Genomic DNA, 20,689 nt, shown 5'->3' on the forward strand with positions numbered 1-20,689 from the left:
TTAGTGTGGCATTGCCTTAAGGATTATCCAATCCCTAATAAAAAATTGCGTTAAGCCTTAACGAGCTCCAATAAAGCCTCTAGTGGATGTTTTGGCTTGTAACCGGCGAAACGTTTTACTTGACTGCGACATGAATAGCCAGAGACTAGCACCTGTGATGCATCCATCTTGCTTAAGGTGTCTTTCCATGACATATCAAACAAGGTCTTAGAACGCTCAAGATTCTCAGCCTCATGGCCGTAGGTACCCGCCATGCCGCAGCAGCCCAAATTCACCGCCGTCAATTTAGCGCCAAAGTGAGTGAAGATTTTGCTCCACTCATTGGCTGTATTAGGCTTCGCCGTAGACTCAGTACAATGGCTAAACCAAGTAAATTGTTTATCTTGCATGGCCTTAGTGGGAATATCCTGCAGTATGCCAAGCAGCCATTCGTTAGCCAGTTTAACCTCAAACGCGCCGCGGTTAGCCCCTAAAATTTCTTTATATTCATCGCGATAACAGAGCACTAAGGCGGGATCGATCCCAACCATCGGCATACCTAACTTATGCACTTGGTTTAAGAAATCCGCACTCGACTGCGCCGTTTTAGCAAATTTACCCAAGAAGCCCTTGATATGCGTCGGTTTACCGTTGGGCTTAAACGGCAGTAGAACGGGTTTTAATCCTAAGGTTTCAATCAATTGGATAAAGCGATACACCAAGCCCGAATCGTAGAAACTGTTGAAGGGATCTTGTACAACTAATACAAATTTTGCCCTCTCATCGGCGGGGATGGCCTGCAATGCCGCCAGGTCATAACCGCGACTCGCATGACCATCGAGTCGTTGTTTTAATGTCGGCACCGACAGCGCTGGCGCATCCACATAACCGATGGCCTTTTTGATCACCCATTGGCTGAGCGGGTTTTGCGAGGCGAAATTGGTCAGCCTTGGCGCAGCAGCCATCAGAGGTAAGCTGTCTTCTATGCCCGCAACCAGGTAATCCTTGGCCGGACGCAGATAACGTTGATAGTAAATATTAAAGAATTGCGCCCTAAACTTAGGTACATCCACTTTAACCGGGCACTGACTCGAACACGCCTTACACGCAAGACAGCCCTTCAGCGATTCCATCACTTCATGGGAATAATCATAATCACGTTTGGCATTGATGGTGTTTTGCATCCGCTGCAAAATGCCTAAGGGTTTGGCTTTCGCCAGCGCGTTCACATCCACCCCTTCCGACTCAAGCAAACGCAGCCACTCACGCATCAGACCCGCACGGCCTTTGGGGGATTGCACCCTATCGCCAGTCACCTTAAATGACGGACACATGGGCGAGTAGCTACTGTAATTAAAACACAGGCCATTGCCGTTACAGTTCATCACATCGGGATAGGCATCGCGTACTTCAACGGGAATTTGTCTGTCAAACTTGCCGCGCTTGGTACTATCCACATCAAATGCCAAGCTGCCGACTTGCTTGGGTGCCACTAACTTGCCGGGATTAAGCCTGTTATCAGGGTCAAATAGACCTTTAATGTCTTGCAATACGCCATAAAGTTCATCGCCAAATACCGATGGGCCGTATTCGCCACGCACGCCCTTACCATGCTCGCCCCACATCAGGCCGCCGTATTTGAGTGTCAGCGCCGCAACTTGATCAGAAATCACCCTCAGCAGTTTTTCATCTTCGACATCGCACATATCCAGCGCAGGCCTTACGTGTAATACGCCCGCATCCACATGGCCAAACATACCGTATTGCAAATTGTGACTATCGAGTAGCGCACGAAACTCCATAATGTAATCGGCAAGTTTTTCAGGCGGCACTGCAGTATCTTCGGCAAATGCAATGGGTTTGCGACGTCCCTTGGTAGCACCGAGCAATCCAACGGCCTTTTTACGCATGCCATAGATTTTCTCAATGCTGGCCTTATCTTGAGTGACTTGATAACCGACCACACCACATTCACAGCGACCAATTTGCTCGGTCAATACAGCCTCAAGATTCGCAAGCTTTTGCTCAACTTCTGCCGTATCACCAGCAAACTCGACCATATTCAGGCCATCGATGACTTTACCCGGCACTTCTTGAATAAGGTCGGAAACCGAATGCCAAACAATGTCCTCGCGGGCAAGATTAAGCACTTTAGAGTCCACGGTTTCGACAACCGTTGCCCGCGCAGCCACTAAGGAAGGTGCATGACGCAGCGCAGACTGGAAGGAATCGTACTTAATATTCACCATAGCCCGCTCACTGGGCAGTGGTGTAATGTTGAGTTTCGCTTCGGTGATGACCGCCAGCGTGCCTTCAGAGCCTGTTAAAATGCGTGAAAGGTCGAACTGAGTTAAGCCTTCATTCCAGACATTCTTTAAGTCATATCCAGTTAAAAATCGATTGAGTTTAGGGAATTGTTGCTCAATGAGCGCGCGCTTCTCACGGCATACCTTTGCAATAGCCGAAATCAGTTTTTGTCCAAGTGGATTTTCACTCACGTTATCGGGATTACATAACAGACCCGCATCGAGGGGACGAGTATCTAACACACTGCCATCTATCAATACACTGCGCAGTGCCAGTACATGGTCGGAAGTTTTACCATACACCAAAGAGCCTGCGCCCGAGGCGTCGGTGTTGATCATACCGCCAATAGTGGCGCGGTTTGAAGTTGAGAGATCGGGACTAAAGAAGAATCCATGGGGACGCAGCGCATCATTTAGCGCATCTTTAATGACCCCTGCTTCAACCCTAACCCAGCCCTGCTCAGGATTCACTTCTAACACACGATTCATATAACGAGACACATCGAGGATCAAACCGTGGGTCAGCGACTGACCATTAGTGCCTGTTCCGCCACCTCTGGCACTAAAAGTCACACCCACAAACTCTGCTTTCGTAGCAAGTTTAAGCGCTATCTCGATATCCTTTTGATGTTTAGGATAAAGCACCGCTTGGGGCAAAAATTGATAGACGGAGTTATCCGTGGCTTGCACTAAGCGCGCGCTGTAGCGCTTATCAATATCACCTTCATAGGCACTTTGTTCTAAAGCATCAAGATAGGCCAGATAAACAGGTTCTAAGGTTTGTTGATGTGATAACAGAGGTAACATGGGCGGCTTCAGTCAATTATTGTTATGCGGCCCATTATAAACAAAAAAAAGCCGCTAAAAAGCGGCTTTTTTAACACCTTGATAAAATTACGGCCTAGATCAAGCGTGCGCTTCGGCTAAATATAACCAAGTATCAATTACGGTATCAGGGTTTAACGATACGGTATCGATGCCTTGTTCAACTAACCAAGCCGCGAAATCGGCGTGATCTGAAGGTCCTTGACCACAAATACCGATATAAGCACCCTTGGCCTTAGCCGCTTTAATGGCCATAGACAGCAGGATTTTCACCGCTTCGTTACGCTCATCAAACAAGTGGCTGATGATGCCTGAGTCACGGTCAAGACCGAGTGTTAACTGTGTTAAGTCATTTGAGCCGATAGAGAAACCATCGAAGTGCTCAAGGAACTGATCCGCTAACAGCGCATTTGACGGTACTTCACACATCATGATGACGCGTAGACCATCTTTACCACGCTCTAAGCCCTGCTCTTTCAGCAGTTCAATCACTTGCTCAGCTTCTTTCACGGTACGGACGAATGGGATCATGACTTCAACGTTCTTCAGACCCATTTCATTACGCACGCGCTTAATCGCTTCACATTCAAGCGCGAAACAATCGCGGAATGATTCAGAGATATAACGGCTTGCACCACGGAAGCCCAACATTGGGTTTTCTTCGTCAGGTTCGTAACGATCACCACCGACTAAGTTAGCGTATTCGTTAGACTTAAAGTCTGACATACGTACGATCACTTTCTTCGGATAGAAAGCCGAACCAATAGATGCAATACCTTCGACTAAGCGAGCGATGTAGAACTCAACAGGAGAGTCGTAACCGGCGATCATCTCGTTGATTTCTTCCTGCAATGCAGCATCTTGTTGGTTGAATTCAAGCAGTGCTTTCGGGTGAATACCGATCATGCGGTTGATGATGAATTCTAAACGCGCTAAACCCACACCTTCGTTAGGTAAACGGGCAAAATCAAATGCACGATCTGGGTTACCCACGTTCATCATGATCTTCATCGGTAATGTAGGCAGTGCATCAACGCGGTTTGAAATCACTTCAAACTCTTGTTTACCTTCGTAGATGTAACCTGTGTCACCTTCGGCACAAGATACTGTCACTAACTGACCATTTTTGATACGGTCGGTCACATCACCACAACCGACTACCGCTGGTACGCCTAATTCACGGGCAATAATTGCCGCGTGACAGGTACGGCCGCCACGGTTAGTCACGATGGCGCTGGCGCGCTTCATGATAGGTTCCCAATCTGGGTCAGTCATGTCGGTCACTAACACATCGCCTGGTTGGATTTGATCCATATCCGCGATAGAGGTTAATACCTTAGCCACACCTGAACCCACTTTATGACCGATAGCACGACCTTCAGAGATCACTGCGCCACGGCTCTTTAAGTGGTAACGTTCAATTAATTGTACGTCTTCACGGCTACGAACCGTTTCTGGACGCGCTTGAACGATATAGAGTTTGCCATCGTTACCGTCTTTCGCCCACTCGATGTCCATTGGACGACCGTAGTGTTTTTCGATAACCATTGCTTGTTTAGCCAGTTCCATCACTTCGGTGTCGTTGATGGAGAATTGACGACGTTTTTCAGCAGCAACGTCTTCAATTTTCACTTGTTTGCCGTGAGCAGCATCATCGGAATACACCATCTGGATGAGCTTACTACCGATATTACGGCGAACAACGGCTTTATGACCTTGAGAAAGGATAGGTTTGTGGACATAGAATTCGTCAGGGTTTACCGCACCTTGAACAACCATTTCACCCAGACCGAAAGAGGAAGTGATAAACACCACATCATTGTTGCCTGATTCAGTGTCCATGGTGAACATCACACCTGATGCCGCTTTGTCTGAACGAACCATGCGTTGTACGCCGGCAGACAGGGCAACACCGTGGTGCTCATAACCTTGGTGAACACGGTATGAAATTGCACGGTCGTTAAAGAGTGACGCAAACACGTGCTTAATCGCCACGAGTACAGAGTCAAATCCTTTCACGTTTAAGAAGGTTTCTTGCTGACCAGCAAAAGAAGCATCTGGCATATCTTCTGCGGTAGCAGAAGAACGTACTGCAAATGATGCATCGCTAGTTTCAGCGGCAAGTTTATCGTAAGCTTCACGAATGGCTTGCTCTAAAGCTGGTTGGAATGGGGTGTCAATCACCCATTGTCTGATCTGTGCACCTACTTTTGCCAGTGCATTGACATCATCTACATCCAGTGTGGCTAGAATGTCATAAATCTTCTGGTTTACTCCACTTTGTTCAAGGAACTCATTGAACGCATAAGAAGTAGTCGCAAATCCGCCAGGTACTTGAACACCGGCATTAGCTAGATTGCTGATCATCTCGCCAAGAGAAGCATTTTTACCGCCAACCAAGTTGACGTCACCCATGCCTAATTCCTGATACCAGAGTACGTATTGCTGCACAGTTCTATCTCCGCAAGTTTATTTCAGTGGCCCCTTCACACGAGGGCAGCGGCATTTTACACTCCCGCTGAAGAAGCGTAAATCTATAATTTTATTTGTAATTTTATTACTACAAGAGGTCAGTATGGCACCAAAGGTATTTTACATCTCCGACGGCACAGCGATCACAGCAGAGGTTTTTGGGCATGCAGTTCTCTCGCAATTTCCATTAGAATTTGAGTCACTTACAATTCCATTTGTCGAAACATTGGCAAAAGCTGAAAACGTTAAACGACAAATTAATGATTGTTTTATTACAACAGGCGAACGCCCCTTAGTGTTCCATTCAATCGTCAAACCGGAAATTCGGGACATCATTTATTCGAGTGAAGGTCTCGATTACGATTTTTTAAATACCTTTGTCGCTCCACTTGAACAACATTTAGGCGTAAGTGCATCGCCTGTATTACACCGCACCCACGGTAAAGCCAATCAAGGTTATGAAGCCCGTATCGATGCCATCAATTTTGCGATGGATAATGATGATGGCCAAACCATGAAGCATATGGATCAGGCCGATTTGATCCTGTTGGGCGTGTCTCGCTGCGGTAAAACCCCGTCCAGCCTCTATTTATCGATGCAGTTTGGGATTAAAGCGGCTAACTATCCGTTCACCGAAGACGATATGGATAACCTTAAACTGCCCGAAGCCTTAAAACGCAATAAGAAAAAATTGTTTGGTTTGACCATCGATCCGGTACGCTTACATGAAATCCGCCAAAGTCGGATGGAAAACAGTCGCTACTCTTCCTTAAAGCAGTGTCGTTTAGAGGTAAAAGAAGTCGAGATGATGTTCAAACGTGAACGTATTCCTTATATCGACACCACCAACCACTCGGTCGAAGAAATCGCCACTAAGATTTTAGATGTGACGGGTTTAGAACGTCATATGTTCTAATCTTGATGATTTCGAACGAGACAATCGAGTCCCTCGATTTAGGCTAAATAGGTCTAACTTAAATCAAATTCATTGCACAGTTGCCGACAATTAACACAATTGGCACTGTGCAATGCTGTTCGATTCGTTATAATCCGAGGCAATCTGGCGAAAAGCGCCGCACGCAAGCTCGGTATTTTGAATGACCATTAAAACAGACGAATTACGCACTTCCTTATTAGCTAAAGTCATCTCACCTGCACAACTGGCATCTGAGTACCCGTTAACCCAAGATGCAGCCGATTACCTCGTTCAGCAACGTCGTGAAGTTGAAGCCATTATTATGGGCGAAGATCATCGTCTACTGGTGATCATTGGCCCTTGCTCTATCCATGATACGCAAGCTGCCCTCGACTACGCCCGCCGTTTAGCTGTGCTGCATCAAGAGTTAAAGGACGATCTCTGTATTTTAATGCGGGTGTACTTTGAAAAGCCGCGCACCATTGTTGGCTGGAAAGGGTTAATTTCCGATCCTGACTTAGATGGCAGCTTTGAACCCAATAAAGGATTGCGTATTGCCCGTCAGCTACTACAGCAAATCACTGAGCTGAAATTGCCGATTGCCACCGAGTTTTTAGATATGGTGAACGGTCAATATATTGCTGATTTAATCACCTGGGGCGCTATCGGCGCTCGCACCACTGAAAGCCAAGTCCACCGCGAAATGGCCTCGGCACTCTCCTGCCCTGTGGGTTTTAAAAATGGAACCGATGGCAATATCAATATCGCCGTTGATGCCGTTCGTGCCGCCAAAGTGCCACATATTTTCTATTCACCAGATAAAGATGGCGCTATGTCAGTCTATCGTACCCATGGTAATCCTTATGGGCACATTATTTTACGAGGTGGTAAAAAACCTAATTACTTTGAGCAGGATATTGAACAAGCAAGATTAAAACTTGAGTCTGTCAATGTAACGCCGCGTGTAGTGGTTGATTTTAGCCACGGTAACAGTGAAAAAAATCACCTAAAACAACTGGTCGTTGCTGAAAATATCATGGCGCAAATGCGCGCGGGCAGTACGGCCATTGCCGGCATCATGGCAGAAAGTTTCTTACAGGAAGGCAATCAAAAAGTGATTGAGGGTCAACCTTTATGCTATGGCCAAAGCATTACCGATGCCTGCTTACATTGGGATGACTCAGAAAAATTACTGCGAGATCTGGCGAAAGCCTCACGCGATAGGCGTGAACTTCTCGGTAAATAAGTCGATTACCAAACACTAAAGGCTTCCACTGGAAGCCTTTTTACTTTTCGTTTTGTCTTAAAACCTAACGATATAGTCGTTTTATATCATTCAAATTGAAAACTCACTATAATCGCGCCTCTTGAAAATGCATAACCTCAGGTTGCCGTATGCCACATTCACTCGACTCTACTCGCCCTGCTTTTTCCGATGCCATCGAACAACGAATCAATCAATCCGAAGCGCGGGTAATCAAAGCCGTATTTCCTTCTATCACCAATCACCACAATACCTTATTTGGTGGTGAAGCCTTAGCATGGATGGATGAAACCGCTTTTATTGCTGCGACTCGTTTCTGCCGTAAAGCCTTAGTTACAGTCAGCTCTGATCGAATCGACTTTAAAAAACCTATTCCAGCGGGTACCTTAGCAGAGCTTATCGCCCGCGTGATCCATGTAGGTAATACCTCGTTAAAGGTCGAAGTCAATATTTTTGTCGAAGACATGTACCAAGATCACCGTGAGCATGCGATCCGTGGCGTATTCACCTTTGTTGCGGTAGACGAACAACGCCATCCAACCCAAGTGTGGACGGCTGAATAAGATTTATACTACGTAATAACGTACTCTAGCCCTTTAACAGCAAGGTTTTAGGGCTAATTTATTCATTTATTTAAGCGAGACAAAAGTATAACAACCAGAAACATATAAAAATTTTGTCCTTCTTGCTGCATAAACCAATAGGATCCTCGATTACTTTTCTGTTACATTGGGTTTAATCTTCACGCGCCACGAACATAATCAAAAAAGCCATGAAGCTAGAAAACTTAAATATAATTATTGCCGACGACCATCCATTGTTTCGAAATGCACTACGTCAAGCACTCAGTAGCGCCTTTGAGCGCACCCAGTGGTTTGAGGCTGACAGTGCCGATGCGTTGCAGTCTGTGTTAGATTCACAAAGTGTCAGCTACGATTTGGTTTTACTGGATTTGCAGATGCCAGGTTCCCACGGCTATTCGACGCTTATCCATCTGCGCTCTCACTACCCTGAGCTGCCTGTGATCGTGATTTCGGCCCACGAGGATATCAATACCATTAGCCGTGCTATTCACTACGGTGGTAGCGGTTTTATCCCTAAATCGGCGTCGATGGAAACCTTGAAAGAAGCCCTAACCGCTGTTTTATGTGGGGATTTATGGCTACCTAAAGGTGCTGATATTATACCTATCGAAGATGACTGCACTGATAAAATGGCCAGTAAGCTCTCAGATCTCACGCCGCAGCAATATAAAGTACTGCAAATGTTTGCTGAGGGCTTGCTCAATAAACAAATTGCCTATGACTTAGGGGTTTCTGAAGCAACAATAAAAGCTCACGCCACTGCCATTTTCAGAAAACTAGGCGTTCGTAATCGCACTCAAGCGGTTATTGCTTTAAGTCAGCTTGAAATGGATAAAGTCGATTTGTCATAGTCATACGTGTCATTTCAACTCTCAACACAATAAAAATGCCGCAATTGATGCGGCATTTTTATTAATTTCACCAATAGCGTAGCTTAATCAACGCATAGGCAGATTTTTATCTGCAAACATCTCATCAATTAATTGCTGATCACGTAATGCGACGGCCTTTTCAACCACATCACGAGTTAAATGTGGCGCAAAGTGTTGAATAAAATCATACATATAACTTCGTAAGAAACTACCCTTCCTGAAACCAATTTTAGTGGTGCTATGGGCAAATAAATGGCCAGCATCGATGGCAACTAAATCTTTATCAATATTTGGATCAATCGCCATAGAGGCAATCACTCCGACACCTAAGCCTAAGCGCACATAGGTTTTCAGCACATCAGCGCTGGTAGCACTAAAGACAACCCGCGGCTCAAGGTTTGCACGATTAAACGCTTTCTCAATTTCCGATGCCCGATCAAACCCAAACACATAAGTCACTAATGGAAAACGGGCTAAATCTTCAATACTAATATGAGTCCGTGTCGCCAAGGGATGATCTTTTGGCACAACGACGGAGCGATTCCAGTGATAACAAGGCAACATAATCAAATCGGAATACAAATGCATCGCTTCGGTCGCAATCGCAAAATCAGCATCACCTCGGGCTGCCTGCTCACTGATCTGCGATGGCGTCCCCTGATGCATATGTAGGTTAACTTTGGGATAACGGTCGATAAACTGGCGAATGATATGGGGTAAAGCATAGCGAGCTTGGGTATCCGTTGTCGCAATATTCAATTCACCTTGATCCGGTTTTGTATATTCCTCAGATACTTTTTTAATACTTTCAACTTTACCTAAGATGTCATTGGCGATATTAATCACCTGCTGTCCAGCTGGCGTCACATGGGTCAAATGTTTACCACTGCGACCAAATATTTGAATACCTAATTCATCTTCCAACATGCGAACTTGCTTACTGATCCCAGGCTGTGATGTGTATAAATTTTCAGCTGTGGCCGATACGTTAAGGTTATGCTTTACGACCTCAGCAATATACCTGAGCTGTTGCAGTTTCATCTTATGTCCTTGTCTCAAACAGGCTGAAATGGATTGGTTAAAATAGCACCACTCAGTATCAGCTATAATCAATCGTTATAGTATATAGTAAAAATTAAAGCAAATAGGAATATAGAGCACAAGTCTTATGTTTCAAACGACAGAAATGATAACCTAGGCTAAGATAACTATGCTAGTTTATTGATTTATTGTAGCATTAGCTCAATTGGATAAATAATGGAACAGCTATGACATTCACCTTGGTTCTGATCCTCATCGGTGCACTATTACTGCTTGTTATCGGAATTAACGTAATACAACAACAAAAAGAACGTGCAGAGGCTGAACGTAGGATTGAATTTGCCCGCCAACGTGCGATTCTTGATGAAACAGAAACCGTATTATCCAATACAGGGATGATACCTTGTAGTACACATATAATGTTAGTGCTCTATCGCCGTGTTCAAGATGCTTTGGAAATGGCAACATCACTGAGCACAAGCCAACAACAAGCTGATTTTCAACGTCGACTTGCCGATATCAAAAATCAAATTGATTCATTACAAGCTAACCCACCTCAAGTCCCGCCGATTGAGAATTTTAGATTGCCTGATAACGACAAACAAACTTTGGTGTTAGTACAAACGTTAAAGAAACTAAAAGCCATTTTGCGTGCAGAGCATAACAAAGGGAGAGTCGACCCAGCGGTGTTTGGTCAGGAAGAAAATCGTATTGATAGTTTACAGCTCAGAATTAACGTTGACTCTATGTTGTCACGTGCTCGCGCCGCAAGTTTTATGAAGCAATACGGATCTTCAAAGCAAATGGTGACTAAAGCATTAGCCACTTTGCATGCGATTAAAGCGCAGACGCCAAACGACCCCTTCATCGCCCGTAAAGTCGATGAAGCCAAAATGCTATTAGATGAAATTATGGGCGCACAAAAACTCACTGCACCCAGTGCACCTAAACCCAAGAATGAAGAAGACGATATCGATATGCTGTTTCAACCGAAAAAGAAATGGTGATCAATCTTTAAAACACAAAAGCCAAGTCAGTGACTTGGCTTTTTTATTGGTTGAAATCTAACTTAAGCAGTAACACAACCTAGAGCATATTCACAAAGCGTTCATCCTCAATGACGATTTGTGAACATGCCCATAAGCACATGTTTATTTCTTCGCTTTCTTCGCTGATGATTCACTTACCCATTTACCATTAACATAATGGGCGGACCATCCAGTGGCTTTACCGTCGACTTCCGTCGCCACATATTGCTCTTTGGTTTTACGGCTAAACTTCACCGCAGCCTTATTGCCGTCATCATCGGCGATAGGTGCATCAGCAAGATACTGATACTTTGGCCATAAGAGTTCACGGTATTTCACTAATTCTTCAACCAGTGGCGCACGGGTTTCCCTCGATTTAGGGAAGGTACTGGCCGCTAAGAATATCCCTGCCGCCCCGTCACGCAGCACAAAGTGCGCATCCGACTTGCTACATTTCAGCTCTGGTAAGTAAATAGGATCTTCTTTTGGTGGCGCCGCTTCACCGTTTTTCAGTAATTTACGGGTATTCTTGCATTCCGCATTCGTACAACCGAAGTACTTACCAAAACGACCGTTTTTCAGTTCCATATCATGACCACAGCGGTCACATTCGATTAATGGGCCTTCGTAACCTTTGATCTTAAATTGCCCTTCTTCGACTTCATACCCCTCACAAACAGGGTTATTACCACAAACATGCAGTTTGCGTTTTTCGTCGATAAGATAACTGTCCATCGCCGTGCCGCAAATACCACAGCGGTGCTTGGCACGCAATGCATCGGTTTCGGCATCTTCACTATCGCTGATCGCTTCAATGCCTGGCGTTAAGTTCATGGTGGTTTTGCAGCGCTCTTTTGGTGGCAACTCGTAACCAGAACAACCGAGGAATACCCCTGTTGTGCCGGTACGGATCCCCATTGGACGACCGCAAGTCGGGCACTTAATATTGGTCATCACCATTTGATTGAGGCGCATACCGCCCTCTTCCGGTGCTAATTCTGCTTTCTCTAATTGTTTAGTGAAGTCAGCATAGAAACCATCGAGCACTTTTTTCCAATCCAACTCACCCTTAGCAACATCGTCGAGGGTCTGTTCCATGCTGGCGGTAAAGTCATAGCTCATCAACTCGGCAAAACTATTGACTAAGCGTTCACTGACTATTTCGCCCATTTTTTCAGCGTAGAAGCGGCGGTTTTCCACTTTCACGTAGCCACGTTCTTGGATCGTCGAAATAATGGTGGCGTAGGTTGACGGACGGCCAATACCGCGCTTCTCTAACTCTTTAACCAATGACGCTTCACTGTATCGCGCAGGAGGCTTAGTAAAATGTTGTTTAGGCTCGAGTTCAACGAGAGATAATACATCCCCTTCGTTCACTGCCGGTAGCGTATTGTCTTCTTCGTTTTTCTTCTTGATTGCAGTTTGAACACGGGTCCAACCGTCAAAGCGCAGGATGCGTCCTGTTGCTTTAAGTTCGTAGTCGCCTGCTTTCACCGTGAGTTTAGTCGCGTCGTATTGGGCAGGTGTCATCTGGCAGGAGACAAACTGACGCCAAATTAACTCGTAAAGGCGCTGCGCATCACGTTCCATATCAGTTAAAGCCGCAGCTTCAACATTGACATTTGAAGGACGAATCGCTTCGTGCGCTTCTTGTGCGCCTTCCTTAGAACCGTAGCGGATAGGCTCGGCAGGTAAATACTTGGCGCCGTATTCCTTGCCAATCATCTCACGTACGCTGTCTAAGGCCTCTTGGCTTAGGTTTGTCGAGTCGGTACGCATATACGTGATGTGACCCGCTTCGTACAAGCGCTGCGCCATCATCATGGTTTTCTTCACCCCAAAGCCTAAACGAGTACTGGCCGCTTGTTGCAGGGTGGAGGTAATAAAGGGGGCAGAAGGTTTACTTTGAGTCGCTTTGTCTTCACGGGCAATCACTTTAAAGCTGGCCGAAGATAAGGCCTGCACCGCGGCTAACGCTTGTTGCTCGTTGGTTGGCTCAAAAGCTGAATCTAAATACTTAACCACTTCCATGCGCAGTGCTTCGCTGGCTGGCGTATTGAGCTCAGCATGCACATCCCAAAACTCTTCTGGCACAAAGGCTTTGATTTCACTTTCGCGTTCCACCACGAGACGCACTGCCACAGATTGTACCCGTCCTGCGGATAAACCACGGGCAACCTTCTTCCACAACAGTGGTGACACCATAAAGCCGACGACACGGTCTAAAAAGCGTCGTGCCTGTTGGGCATTAACCATATTGGTGTCGAGGGAAGAAGGCTTACTAAAGGCTTCTTGAATCGCAGATTTGGTGATCTCGTTAAACACCACGCGCTGATAACGTGAAGGATCGCCACCAATCACCTCTTGCAAATGCCAGGCGATGGCTTCCCCTTCACGGTCTAAGTCCGTTGCGAGATAAATTTGGTCAGCAGAATCGGCTAAGGCTTGCAGCTCTTTAACCACTTTCTCTTTACCCGGTAGAATTTGATATTTAGCCGCCCAGCCCTTTTCAGGGTTAACGCCCATACGCGATACCAGCGCTTGATGATCTTTCATCTTCTTGTATCGCGCCTTTTCTTCTGGCGACATCTTCTTTACTTCGGCGGCAGGTTTCACCTTATCGGTGCCGTCAGATATAGAAGATGTAGGCAGATCACGGATATGACCTACGCTCGATTTAACGATGAATTCTTTGCCAAGATATTTATTAATGGTCTTAGCTTTGGCCGGTGATTCGACAATAACTAGCGATTTACCCATAGTTTGATTTGCGCCAAAAAATCTCAAGAAGGTGGAAATTGGCTCCATATATAGAGGGTTGCATTGAGAGTTTCAAGCTAATCCCTCTTTTATATGTACCAGCGAGTCACTTTTTAATCAAAGTTGAAAAAATGTAAAAAAATAATATTGCGTAATTAAAAACTAATATTTCATTATTTGCCAGCAAGCAAGAAATAGTTATGCATTTATCGCGAAAAAGTCGCTTTGAGCACAAAACCGTGCGCTTGTGCCCACAAAAACCTTCAGTATACTGGGTCGCTTCAGGGACCATTTGAATAAATAATAACCTTCCCTATCACAAGGATATGCAATGAAGCACTTTGAAGCGAATTTCGACGGACTCGTTGGGCCAACCCACAATTATGCCGGTTTGTCTTTTGGCAATGTGGCCTCACTCAACAACGCCGCTTTAGTCTCTAATCCTAAAGCCGCCGCTAAACAAGGTTTGCAAAAAGCCAAAGCACTCGCTGATTTAGGGATGATCCAAGGCATGTTAGCGCCACAAGAGCGCCCCGATCTTAACACGCTGCGCCGAATTGGTTTTTCTGGCAGCGATGCCCAAGTTTTACAACAAGCCGCTAAAACCGCGCCTGCGCTACTTAATGCCTGTTGCAGTGCTTCAAGCATGTGGACGGCTAATGCGGCTACCGTGTCACCCAGTGCCGACACCCGTGATGGTAAACTGCATTTCACGCCCGCTAATCTAGTCGATAAGTTGCATCGCAGCATCGAGCCCATCACAACGGGGCGCATCTTAACAGCAACTTTCAATGATCCCCACTATTTTCATCACCATAATCATTTACCTGAGCATAATAGCTTCGGTGATGAGGGCGCAGCGAACCACACTCGCCTGTGTCAGGAATATGGCCACGCTGGGGTTGAACTCTTTGTTTATGGACAAGAGGCGACAAATCCTCATGCTCCTAAACCACTGAAATATCCGGCAAGACAAACCCTAGAGGCCTCGATGGCGATAGCAAGATTGCATCAACTCGAAGAGGATAACTGCGTTTTTATTCAACAAAATCCCGACGTGATTGATCAAGGCGTATTTCACAATGATGTAATTGCCGTGGGTAACCAAAATGTGCTGTTTTACCATGAGCAAGCATTCTTAAATACACAGGCAAAATTGGATGAAATAAAACGCAAACTCGATACCGAGTTATATTTTATCGAAGTTCCAACCGCCAAAGTGGCGATTAACGATGCGGTGAAAAGTTATCTATTTAATACCCAAATCATCACTCTCCCCTCAGGAGAGATGGCGATCATTGCCCCAACCGACTGCCAAGAAAACCCCGCTGTTTATGCTTATTTAAATGAGCTACTCACCTTAAATACGCCAATCAAACAAGTGCTGTATTTCGATGTGAAACAAAGCATGCAAAATGGCGGCGGCCCAGCCTGCTTACGTTTACGGGTTGCCATGAATGAGCGCGAAGTTGCCGCAGTAAATCAGCACACTTTACTTAACGATGCTTTATTTGCACGTTTAAACGCTTGGGTAGATAAGCACTATCGCGACCGTTTATCAACTCAGGATTTAGCCGATCCACAACTCGTTATCGAATCACGCACCGCGCTAGATGAGCTCACTCAAATTATGAAACTCGGGAGCGTATATCCATTCCAGCGATAGTGTTTCAGTAAAAAGTAACGTTAGTTAATCGCATAATGAGGCCCCCAATGTTGGGGCCTCATTTTTTGAGTGCTTAGAATTTATCAGGAAAATAATTCAACTGGGGGGTCATTAGGCGTTAACTGCAACTCGGTTTCAAACGACATGCCTAATTTATTCAACAGCGACTTAGAGGCCTGATTATGTGGGCTGACAATCGCGACAATCCGTTCAATCCCTAAGGTTTTACCGAATTCCAGTGATGCCCTAGCGGCTTCAAACGCGTAGCCTTTGCCCCAATATTGAGGCAAAAAAGCATAACCTAAATCCACATCCTTCAGCGTGGGTCTTTTAATTAACCCGCAGATCCCAATCGGAAAACCATTTTCGGCCAGTACCACGGCAAATAACCCAAAACCATGCTCGCGATAGCTGATAGCAGGCCCATTAGCGATATAATCCTTGGCGTCCTGCAAGCTACGCACTCCTTTATCGCCGATATTGTCGATAAATCCTTGGGTGTTGAGTAGCACCAAAATAAATGACGCATCATCGGGCGTTAACTGCCGCAGCAGTAATCTTGGGGTTTGGGCAACTTGCATACTAAGGACTCCCATTCAGCGGGGATAAACTAGGTTATAGGTAACGGGCGTACTGGCTGCCATCCTTTTGCGGTTTTTTCGGTGCGGCTACCGCTGGGGTGCCAACATATAAAAAGCCGACGATTTGATCCTCTGGCGCTAAACCTAACGCTGCATTCACATTGGCATCGAAGGCAAAATCTCCCGTGCGCCACACTGCGCCTAATCCTAAGGCGAATGCCGCTTGCTGCATTGCCATCGTAGCGCAGCCCGCTGCAATTTGCTGCTCGAGCACTGGCACTTTAGGATGTTGTTGGGTTTTCGCTACAACCGTAATCACCATGGGCGCACGCATCGGCATCCCTTTGGCTTTGTTGATAAAATCTTCATCGGCGCCGCTGGCTTTGGCGGCATTAACATAGATATCCGCTAAGGTGTCTAAACCCTTCCCCGTGGCAATAATAAATTCCCACGGCGCTAACGCGCCATGATCCGGCACTCGAATCGCCGCATCTAAAATGATTTTAAGCTCATGCTCATTGGGTGCTGGCGCGGTTAATCTTGGAGTAGATTGGCGGGTGAGTAAAAGTTCGATAGCGTCCAAGTAATTATCCCTGTTCTTATAAATGGGTGCGTATAAATTGGCTCAAGCATAGCAAATTGCGGCTAAAGAGGTACAAAAAATCCCACGTAAAAGTGGGATTGAAAGCGTTTACAGGCAAGGTCGCTCGGCTTACTTTATGCCATAACGCTTAGCGATAACGTAATCAAGACTGGTATAACGCCCACCACCTAGGCTTAAGAGTGCCAGCAACATAATGAAATAGGTCACCGCAAACTCAATTCCATTATTCAATACAACCAAGTTACCTGAACTGGTTAACCAATCGTAATTGCCGTATTGCTGCAACAGGGATTTGGCCTTATCCAGCTTGTCACCCGCCTCGAGCACCCGCTCATTTGCCAGCCATGAACTGCCATCGGCAATTGCCAGCCAACCATTAGGCCAATGCACGGTAAAAGCGGCCACCAGCATAGTGATCATCAGCGGGATAGAAATCAGTCGCGTGGCTAATCCGAGTAATAACAAAATCGCCCCAAAAAACTCAGTGCCCGCCGCCAGCGCGGCCATTAATGTCGGCATTGGTAGACCCAGCCCCCAGTCGGGATTCGCAAACCAAGCGACGGTGTCTTCAAAATGTGCGAGTTTGTTATACCCCGCCTGCATCAGTACAGGTGCAAGATAGAGCCTAAGGGCTAAGGGTGCGAGTCCATCAAACAGACGGCTAGCATTGAGTGATTTTTGATAAAAAGAAACGAGGGACATGGGCTATATCTTCAACAAAATGACGTTGCTCAATAGACCTTGTCACCAGGATTAATCTTTCATAGTCTAAACAGCCTTTTCGATTCCCTCTTGATTTAATTCGCGAAGATCTTGAATAAGCTTGTTCAGCTTCTTATAAAAATGTTTCGACTGCTTAGGTGTCAAACTAGCATTAATGGCCAGCAATAACGCCCCAAAGGCCTCGGTGTTTTGCCTTAAAATAGCGCGGTGTTTTTCTGATTTAAGCTCGTCTGGCTGTGTCATCAGCAACGTCAAACGCTCGGTCAACAGCGGAATATCGCTGCGCTGCCCGAGGGCTATCTCAAACTGGCGTAGCCATTCATGGCGGTAGTCGAGCCACATATCTAGGGTGGATAACCGCTGTTGATTATATTGATGGATAAGCGCTTTTTGCTCATCCGTTACGCTCCCCAGCCAGTCATCGAATTGCTCGATAAGATTCTCATCGGCCTCTTGTTGTAACTGCTCTGGAGTTTTACCGGCAAATTCCTTAATCAATTCCTGCTCGTCTTTTCGAGACTGGGTAAGAATTTGCTTTACCTGAGAATCCGTTAATGATGCGATGATCGGCAACATGTCAGGTAGCGCAAACTCAAATAACCTAAACCAATGCCGCTTGGCGAGTGTGACATGCTCAGCCCAAAGCGCAGGGGTTAAGGTATTGGTTTGAATGAGATGTTCAACTTCGGTTAACTGCGCCACATAGTGAGCAAGCTCTTCAGATTGATGCCAACGCACAAACTTTTCGATAAGCCGATCCATACTCTTTTGCTGAGTTTTATCTAAAGTGACATAGTCATCTAATTCCCAACCGATAGCCCAATCCAGAAAATGGTAACTAAACTTAGTCGAACACGCGGATACCCCAAACACCAATACCAACAGCAACAAGGTTTTTTTCATCAATTTGCGTCCTTTCTCTCTTTGTCATCCTACGACACTCAGGTTAACAAAAAGTTGCACCAATAACATAGCAGTAAACATCACGAAGTGTTTGACCTTAACTGTTTTGCTTAAGTGGTTTTACAGAGGATTATGGGTGCAAGCATCTTTGACTAAGTGTGGTAGCGTAAAGATGTGTTTAAGCGTCTTGGCTTACTAGCTGCCAAAAGCTATCAAACCAAGCAAGATACGCCTGCTGACGCTCTACATCTGTTTGCGCCGCCATCAGTAGCGCCCAGTAAAGCGCAAACACCCAATACATTTCAATTGCAGCTGGAATCGCCGTTATTGCTGTGGATGTGAGGCCTGGATGTTTTGCAAGATATTGCTGTACTAAAATATGCCGCTGCGCTGGTGTTAATCTGTGGGTCGCCAGCACAGCGGCCAGCTCACATAAAGGATGAGAGGCAGTGGCGTATTCAAAGTCGATACAATACAGCCGGTTATCCTTTATCAGCAGATTATGCGGATTTAAGTCTCGATGGCAAAATTGCGCCGCCACCAAACAATCGGCTAACGCTTTTGTCCAACGATGAATTTGCGGTTGTAAGCCCAACAATGAGTCCAACCGCGTCTGCCAAGCGCAGCCTTTATCGGTTGCAGCAAAGGCTAATAACTGTTGATGATATTGCTGCCACTGCTCTGTCACGCTGATGTGATAGGGCCCAGCGGATTGCAAGCGTAGCTGTTGCAATAATTGCTGCAATAGAGAATGTGCATAATTTGGGCACTGGGATTCAAGTAATGTCAGCGGTGTGAACTCTGCGGCGAAAGACTGAGGCGTGGGAGTCTCGTATAATGCGCACTCAATATTTTCAGCATGCGCATGCAGCCATCTTTGCACCCACAGTTCTCCATGGGTGAATTCGGCCGCACTACACTGATATTCCAAGTCGTTCCAGTTAACCATGTGATAAAAATCAGCCCCGTCGCCGAGCATATCCGGCATCCGAGAAACGTTAACTCGACAGGCAATCTCCTGTGATTCGATAAATGCACTTACATAGTAACGATGATCGCAACTTGCCCATATCAGCTCAGGCGCAAGCTTTGCCTTAGCCAGATTACGCCAATAAAACAACTCCTGCTCTCGAGAACAAAACCGGTCGGCGGCATCGGCATTAAGACGTAATACGTATTGTGCCGCAGGTGTTTGAATATGATAGTTATGATTACTTAATCCACCCGCCAACTCGTGGATATGCGTGATATGGCTTAGCCCTGCCTGGCGTAATATCGGAACCAGCCTTGCAAACACCTCAGCAGATAACGGCTGCATTAACGGCTTACCACTGATGTTGCAGTTAAGATCTTAGGTGTTGGCAGTTGGTCCATATCAGTATTTGTCATCACTTAACCAAGTAACTTAGCGGCACGTTCGCCATTAAGATTGAGACGACTCTCGGCCAGTGCGGTGCGCCATAGGAAATAGCCCACAACAGCTAACCCCACATAAAGCACAAATAATAATGAGGTCAGCATAAGGCCTTTACTCAAGTAGAGGTAAATCGACACCAGATCGATAACGACCCAATACAGCCAGTTCTCCAATACTTTTTTGGCGACTAAATAGGTGGTCATCACCGCAAAACAGGTGGTCGCAGCATCAAGATAAGGAAAAGAAGCTTGAGTAAAGGTCGCCATACCATGACCAATGCCAAGGGAGACTAGCGTGGTTGCCGCAATCAACTTTAGATGGGTTTTCAGCGGCCAAGTGGTCACCTTAACACCTTGATGTTTATCGCCACCTTGGGTCCAGAGCCAATAGCCATAAAGTGCCATGCCCATATAATAGATATTCAGCATCGACTCCATCAGCAATGCCACTTTCCAAAACAACACAGTGTAAATGGCCGTACTGGTGAACGCCGCGGCCCAGCACCATACACTTGCCTTCATTGCTAATAGCAAATACGCCATGGCGAGTACTACGGCGAGTGCTTCCCATGCGGTCATCACATGGACTTCCCCAAGGGCGGCATTAACACTATTGACTAGCGTTAACCATAAATCTGTCATTGCCTTACTCTCACGATAAACCGCATTCTAAAAACCTGTAGGCTTGAGCCGTAACTGAGTGAGCGAGCCTTAAATTAACCACTGATATCGCGCAGTGGCCAAGCTCA

16 protein-coding genes are annotated in these 20,689 nt (G+C 46.0%); 6 read left to right on the plus strand and 10 right to left on the minus strand.

The window, feature by feature from the left end; genetic code table 11:
• Positions 1-50: 50 nt before the first annotated feature.
• Together HG547_RS14320 and ppsA are read right to left on the minus strand one after the other, a co-directional pair.
• A complete protein-coding gene (locus HG547_RS14320) occupies positions 51-3,092 on the minus strand; it encodes an FAD-binding and (Fe-S)-binding domain-containing protein (RefSeq protein WP_169548198.1) in 3,042 nt (1,013 codons plus the stop codon).
• Between the two features lie 99 nt (positions 3,093-3,191).
• Positions 3,192-5,561 carry a phosphoenolpyruvate synthase gene (gene ppsA, locus HG547_RS14325; RefSeq protein ID WP_169548199.1) on the minus strand — a complete coding sequence of 790 codons (2,370 nt, stop codon included), beginning with the start codon at positions 5,559-5,561 and terminating at the stop codon, positions 3,192-3,194.
• A gap of 124 nt (positions 5,562-5,685) precedes the next feature.
• Between ppsA and HG547_RS14330 the strand changes: the two genes are divergently transcribed.
• From HG547_RS14330 to HG547_RS14345, 4 genes are all read left to right on the plus strand, one after another.
• Positions 5,686-6,498, plus strand: a complete 813-nt coding sequence (locus tag HG547_RS14330) for a pyruvate, water dikinase regulatory protein (protein WP_011072591.1) — start codon at positions 5,686-5,688, stop codon at positions 6,496-6,498.
• Positions 6,499-6,679: 181 nt separating this feature from the next.
• Positions 6,680-7,744 carry a 3-deoxy-7-phosphoheptulonate synthase gene (locus tag HG547_RS14335; protein ID WP_169548200.1) on the plus strand — a complete coding sequence of 355 codons (1,065 nt, stop codon included), beginning with the start codon at positions 6,680-6,682 and terminating at the stop codon, positions 7,742-7,744.
• Between the two features lie 149 nt (positions 7,745-7,893).
• Complete coding sequence (locus tag HG547_RS14340; RefSeq protein ID WP_037419524.1) at positions 7,894-8,325, plus strand: acyl-CoA thioesterase; 432 nt, start codon at positions 7,894-7,896, stop codon at positions 8,323-8,325.
• Positions 8,326-8,534: 209 nt separating this feature from the next.
• Positions 8,535-9,197 carry a response regulator transcription factor gene (locus tag HG547_RS14345; protein WP_169548201.1) on the plus strand — a complete coding sequence of 221 codons (663 nt, stop codon included), beginning with the start codon at positions 8,535-8,537 and terminating at the stop codon, positions 9,195-9,197.
• Positions 9,198-9,284: 87 nt separating this feature from the next.
• On the opposite strand, the gene cysB is transcribed toward HG547_RS14345, so the two are convergent.
• A complete protein-coding gene (cysB, locus tag HG547_RS14350) occupies positions 9,285-10,259 on the minus strand; it encodes an HTH-type transcriptional regulator CysB (protein ID WP_011622367.1) in 975 nt (324 codons plus the stop codon).
• Positions 10,260-10,486: 227 nt separating this feature from the next.
• Here cysB and zomB point away from each other — a divergent pair, with 227 nt between their 5' ends.
• The gene (gene zomB / locus HG547_RS14355) at positions 10,487-11,266 is read left to right on the plus strand and encodes a flagellar motor control protein ZomB (protein ID WP_037419518.1); all 780 of its coding nucleotides are present in this window, start codon (positions 10,487-10,489) and stop codon (positions 11,264-11,266) included.
• Positions 11,267-11,410: 144 nt separating this feature from the next.
• On the opposite strand, the gene topA is transcribed toward zomB, so the two are convergent.
• Positions 11,411-14,047 (minus strand): type I DNA topoisomerase, encoded by a 2,637-nt coding sequence (gene topA / locus HG547_RS14360; RefSeq protein ID WP_088586936.1) that lies wholly within the window; start codon positions 14,045-14,047, stop codon positions 11,411-11,413.
• Between the two features lie 331 nt (positions 14,048-14,378).
• Here topA and astB point away from each other — a divergent pair, with 331 nt between their 5' ends.
• Positions 14,379-15,713 (plus strand): N-succinylarginine dihydrolase, encoded by a 1,335-nt coding sequence (gene astB, locus HG547_RS14365; protein ID WP_037419515.1) that lies wholly within the window; start codon positions 14,379-14,381, stop codon positions 15,711-15,713.
• Between the two features lie 83 nt (positions 15,714-15,796).
• Here astB and HG547_RS14370 read toward each other — a convergent pair whose 3' ends face one another.
• The 6 genes from HG547_RS14370 to pnuC form a co-directional block, all read right to left on the minus strand.
• Positions 15,797-16,294 (minus strand): GNAT family N-acetyltransferase, encoded by a 498-nt coding sequence (locus HG547_RS14370; RefSeq protein WP_069455139.1) that lies wholly within the window; start codon positions 16,292-16,294, stop codon positions 15,797-15,799.
• A 34-nt stretch (positions 16,295-16,328) separates the two neighbouring features.
• Entirely contained in the window at positions 16,329-16,877 is a 549-nt protein-coding gene (locus HG547_RS14375; RefSeq protein ID WP_037419513.1) for an NAD(P)H nitroreductase, read from the minus strand.
• 129 nt (positions 16,878-17,006) lie between these two features.
• Entirely contained in the window at positions 17,007-17,600 is a 594-nt protein-coding gene (locus tag HG547_RS14380; protein ID WP_047538935.1) for a DoxX family protein, read from the minus strand.
• Between the two features lie 66 nt (positions 17,601-17,666).
• Complete coding sequence (locus HG547_RS14385; protein WP_169548202.1) at positions 17,667-18,524, minus strand: DUF6279 family lipoprotein; 858 nt, start codon at positions 18,522-18,524, stop codon at positions 17,667-17,669.
• Positions 18,525-18,702: 178 nt separating this feature from the next.
• A complete protein-coding gene (locus tag HG547_RS14390) occupies positions 18,703-19,842 on the minus strand; it encodes a phosphotransferase (RefSeq protein WP_169548203.1) in 1,140 nt (379 codons plus the stop codon).
• 74 nt (positions 19,843-19,916) lie between these two features.
• Positions 19,917-20,582, minus strand: coding sequence for a nicotinamide riboside transporter PnuC (gene pnuC, locus HG547_RS14395; RefSeq protein WP_011072658.1), 666 nt, complete (start codon positions 20,580-20,582; stop codon positions 19,917-19,919).
• Positions 20,583-20,689: the final 107 nt, after the last annotated feature.

Source organism: Shewanella sp. DNRA4 (genome assembly GCF_012843185.1).
GTDB classification, from domain to species: Bacteria; Pseudomonadota; Gammaproteobacteria; order Enterobacterales; family Shewanellaceae; genus Shewanella; species Shewanella xiamenensis.

Excerpts from the sequence above, each read along its gene's own strand:
- HG547_RS14320 (WP_169548198.1), bottom strand. The coding sequence starts at position 3,092 with ATGTTACCTCTGTTATCACATCAACAAACCTTAGAACCTGTTTATCTG.
- HG547_RS14330 (WP_011072591.1), top strand. The coding sequence starts at position 5,686 with ATGGCACCAAAGGTATTTTACATCTCCGACGGCACAGCGATCACAGCA.
- HG547_RS14335 (WP_169548200.1), top strand. The coding sequence starts at position 6,680 with ATGACCATTAAAACAGACGAATTACGCACTTCCTTATTAGCTAAAGTC.
- HG547_RS14340 (WP_037419524.1), top strand. The coding sequence starts at position 7,894 with ATGCCACATTCACTCGACTCTACTCGCCCTGCTTTTTCCGATGCCATC.
- HG547_RS14345 (WP_169548201.1), top strand. The coding sequence starts at position 8,535 with ATGAAGCTAGAAAACTTAAATATAATTATTGCCGACGACCATCCATTG.
- cysB (WP_011622367.1), bottom strand. The coding sequence starts at position 10,259 with ATGAAACTGCAACAGCTCAGGTATATTGCTGAGGTCGTAAAGCATAAC.
- zomB (WP_037419518.1), top strand. The coding sequence starts at position 10,487 with ATGACATTCACCTTGGTTCTGATCCTCATCGGTGCACTATTACTGCTT.
- topA (WP_088586936.1), bottom strand. The coding sequence starts at position 14,047 with ATGGGTAAATCGCTAGTTATTGTCGAATCACCGGCCAAAGCTAAGACC.
- astB (WP_037419515.1), top strand. The coding sequence starts at position 14,379 with ATGAAGCACTTTGAAGCGAATTTCGACGGACTCGTTGGGCCAACCCAC.
- HG547_RS14370 (WP_069455139.1), bottom strand. The coding sequence starts at position 16,294 with ATGCAAGTTGCCCAAACCCCAAGATTACTGCTGCGGCAGTTAACGCCC.
- HG547_RS14380 (WP_047538935.1), bottom strand. The coding sequence starts at position 17,600 with ATGTCCCTCGTTTCTTTTTATCAAAAATCACTCAATGCTAGCCGTCTG.
- HG547_RS14385 (WP_169548202.1), bottom strand. The coding sequence starts at position 18,524 with ATGAAAAAAACCTTGTTGCTGTTGGTATTGGTGTTTGGGGTATCCGCG.
- HG547_RS14390 (WP_169548203.1), bottom strand. The coding sequence starts at position 19,842 with ATGCAGCCGTTATCTGCTGAGGTGTTTGCAAGGCTGGTTCCGATATTA.
- pnuC (WP_011072658.1), bottom strand. The coding sequence starts at position 20,582 with ATGACAGATTTATGGTTAACGCTAGTCAATAGTGTTAATGCCGCCCTT.